Genomic DNA, 4203 nt, shown 5'->3' with positions numbered 1-4203 from the left:
GAAGTCGTTACGCCATTCGTGCAGGTCGGAACTTACCCGACAAGGAATTTCGCTACCTTAGGATGGTTATAGTTACCACCGCCGTTTACTGGGGCTTAAATTCTGAGCTTCGCTTGCGCTAACCCTTCCTCTTAACCTTCCAGCACCGGGCAGGCGTCAGTCCGTATACATCGTCTTGCGACTTGGCACGGACCTGTGTTTTTAGTAAACAGTCGCTTCCCACTGGTCTCTGCGGCCTTTCCCGCTCCGGGAGTAAATCCCATCACGGTTCCGGCCCCCCTTCTCCCGAAGTTACGGGGGCATTTTGCCGAGTTCCTTAACCACGATTCTCTCGATCTCCTTGGTATTCTCTACCTGACCACCTGAGTCGGTTTGGGGTACGGGCGGCTTGAACCTCACGTCGATGCTTTTCTCGGCAGCATAGGATCACTGATTTCCCCCAATCGGGGTACGCATCGGATCTCAGGCGCATTGACGACGGATTTGCCTATCGTCAGCCCTACATCCTTACACCAGGTTCACCTTACGGATACCATCGCCTGGCTCAGCTACCTTCCTGCGTCACACCTGTTAATACGTTAACCGCACCAGCATGGGGTCGAGCGTTAGACCGGCCGGCATCACCCCGAAGGGATCCACTCAGCCGGGTTAGGACTCTTAGCACCACTGGATTAGCTTGGGCGGTTCTTCGCCGGTACGGGAATATCAACCCGTTGTCCATCGACTACGCCTGTCGGCCTCGCCTTAGGTCCCGACTTACCCAGGGCGGATTAACCTGGCCCTGGAACCCTTGGTCTTTCGGAGGACGGGTTTCTCACCCGTCTTTCGCTACTCATGCCTGCATTCTCACTCGTGTGGCCTCCACGGCTGGTTTACACCGCCGCTTCACTGGCCACACGACGCTCTCCTACCACTCCGTACGACTGAACCACGAAGGCTTGTCTATAATACGAAATCTACAACTTCGGTGGTGTGCTTGAGCCCCGTTACATTGTCGGCGCGGAATCACTTGACCAGTGAGCTATTACGCACTCTTTCAAGGGTGGCTGCTTCTAAGCCAACCTCCTGGTTGTCTATGCAACTCCACATCCTTTCCCACTTAGCACACGCTTAGGGACCTTAGTTGGTAGTCTGGGTTGTTTCCCTCTCGACGATGAAGCTTATCCCCCACCGTCTCACTGCTGCGCTCTCACTTACCGGCATTCGGAGTTTGGCTGACGTCAGTAAGCTTTTGGGCCCCATCGGCCATCCAGTAGCTCTACCTCCGGCAAGAAACACGCAACGCTGCACCTAAATGCATTTCGGAGAGAACCAGCTATCACGAAGTTTGATTGGCCTTTCACCCCTATCCACAGCTCATCCCCTCAGTTTTCAACCTAAGTGGGTTCGGTCCTCCACGACGTCTTACCGTCGCTTCAACCTGGCCATGGATAGATCACTTCGCTTCGGGTCTAGGACATGCGACTGGATCGCCCTATTAAGACTCGCTTTCGCTACGGCTACCCCACACGGGTTAACCTCGCCACATATCGCTAACTCGCAGGCTCATTCTTCAAAAGGCACGCTGTCACCCCTACAAGGAGGCTCCAACGGTTTGTAAGCAAACGGTTTCAGGTACTATTTCACTCCCCTCCCGGGGTACTTTTCACCTTTCCCTCACGGTACTTGTCCGCTATCGGTCATCTGGGAGTATTTAGGCTTATCAGGTGGTCCTGACAGATTCACACGGGATTTCTCGGGCCCCGAGCTACTTGGGATACCCATTCAGCCAGCGCCAGCATTTCGGCTACGGGGTTCGCACCCTCTATGACCAGCCATTCAAAGCTGTTCGCCTATACTGCGCTGTAACTGCTCCTGTCCGGCAGAACAGGACAACGGGTCCCACAACCCCGACCATGCAACGACCGCCGTCTATCACACATGACCGGTTTAGCCTCTTCCGATTTCGCTCGCCACTACTGACGGAATCACTGTTGTTTTCTCTTCCTGTGGGTACTGAGATGTTTCACTTCCCCACGTTCCCTCTACCCGCCCTATATATTCAGGCGGGAGTCACCAGACATAACGCCTGGCGGGGTTTCCCCATTCGGAGATCCTCGGATCAGGGCTCGATTATCAGCTCCCCGAGGCTTATCGCAGATTTCTACGTCCTTCTTCGGCTCCAGATGCCAAGGCATCCACCGTTTGCTCTTAGAAACTTGACCACAAAGTTGCTGCCAGCCAAAGACTGACAGCTCAGTGTTATCTCATTCGCCAACCACACCCCAAAGGGTGGGTTGGTCTAAGAAATTGCACTTAGTATCACAAACAACAACCAACCTAAAAGGCCGGCCATAATCTGCGACTAAGATGCTCGCGTCCACTGTGTAGTTCTCAAAATACGGGCGGCACCATGATCACCCCGCAAATGATGCGGAACAGTCATGGTCCAGAGGTAAAACCCCCACACCAAAGGCGTGGGTGCTTGGTCCCTCAGGACCCAACAGCGTGCACGCTCCCCACCCCGAACACCCTCACCTTCCAGACACCGTAAAGGTGTCGTACTAGTGCTGATGCTCTTCGTGACGAGCCATTGTCAAAGTTCCACCCATGAGCGCCGGCCGAAGACATTCGCTTCGAAACCGACTTGACCCGAAACTCCCCGTGTAAACAGCGGGGCGGGTACATGCTCCTTAGAAAGGAGGTGATCCAGCCGCACCTTCCGGTACGGCTACCTTGTTACGACTTAGTCCTAATCACCGATCCCACCTTCGACAGCTCCATCCACAAGGGTTAGGCCACTGGCTTCGGGTGTTACCGACTTTCATGACTTGACGGGCGGTGTGTACAAGGCCCGGGAACGTATTCACCGCAGCGTTGCTGATCTGCGATTACTAGCGACTCCGACTTCATGAGGTCGAGTTGCAGACCTCAATCCGAACTGAGACCGGCTTTTTGGGATTCGCTCCACCTTACGGTATCGCAGCCCTTTGTACCGGCCATTGTAGCATGCGTGAAGCCCAAGACATAAGGGGCATGATGATTTGACGTCATCCCCACCTTCCTCCGAGTTGACCCCGGCAGTCTCCTATGAGTTCCCACCATAACGTGCTGGCAACATAGAACGAGGGTTGCGCTCGTTGCGGGACTTAACCCAACATCTCACGACACGAGCTGACGACAACCATGCACCACCTGTATACCGACCTTGCGGGGCGACCATCTCTGGACGTTTCCGGTATATGTCAAGCCTTGGTAAGGTTCTTCGCGTTGCATCGAATTAATCCGCATGCTCCGCCGCTTGTGCGGGCCCCCGTCAATTCCTTTGAGTTTTAGCCTTGCGGCCGTACTCCCCAGGCGGGGAACTTAATGCGTTAGCTGCGACACGGAGACCGTGGAATGGCCCCCACATCTAGTTCCCAACGTTTACGGCATGGACTACCAGGGTATCTAATCCTGTTCGCTCCCCATGCTTTCGCTCCTCAGCGTCAGTTACGGCCCAGAGATCTGCCTTCGCCATCGGTGTTCCTCCTGATATCTGCGCATTCCACCGCTACACCAGGAATTCCAATCTCCCCTACCGCACTCTAGTCTGCCCGTACCCACTGCAGGCTGGGGGTTGAGCCCCCAGATTTCACAGCAGACGCGACAAACCGCCTACGAGCTCTTTACGCCCAATAATTCCGGACAACGCTTGCACCCTACGTATTACCGCGGCTGCTGGCACGTAGTTAGCCGGTGCTTTTTCTGCAGGTACCGTCACTTTCGCTTCTTCCCTACTAAAAGAGGTTTACAACCCGAAGGCCGTCATCCCTCACGCGGCGTTGCTGCATCAGGCTTTCGCCCATTGTGCAATATTCCCCACTGCTGCCTCCCGTAGGAGTCTGGGCCGTGTCTCAGTCCCAGTGTGGCCGGTCACCCTCTCAGGCCGGCTACCCGTCGTCGCCTTGGTGAGCCATTACCTCACCAACTAGCTGATAGGCCGCGAGTCCATCCTTGACCAAAATTCTTTCCAACTCCTAGCCATGCGGCTGAAGCTCGTATCCGGTATTAGACGCCATTTCTAGCGCTTATCCCAGAGTCAAGGGCAGGTTACTCACGTGTTACTCACCCGTTCGCCACTAATTCCTGGAGCAAGCTCCAGTTCATCGTTCGACTTGCATGTGTTAAGCACGCCGCCAGCGTTCGTCCTGAGCCAGGATCAAACTCTCCGTAAAAGAAAAA

The 4203-nt window shown here is 54.9% G+C and carries 2 rRNA genes; both read right to left on the bottom strand.

Annotation, left to right across the window (positions count from 1 at the left end):
- Positions 1–2204 (bottom strand): 23S ribosomal RNA (locus ASG05_RS06075); the annotation flags it as partial.
- Positions 2205–2676: 472 nt separating this feature from the next.
- Positions 2677–4196, bottom strand: a 16S ribosomal RNA gene (locus ASG05_RS06070).
- Positions 4197–4203: the final 7 nt, after the last annotated feature.

The organism is Frigoribacterium sp. Leaf186, from assembly GCF_001423905.1.
Taxonomy (GTDB): Bacteria; Actinomycetota; Actinomycetes; order Actinomycetales; family Microbacteriaceae; genus Frigoribacterium.
The sequence above is the reverse complement of the archived record's forward strand: the minus strand, read 5'-3'. Positions and strand labels throughout refer to the sequence as shown.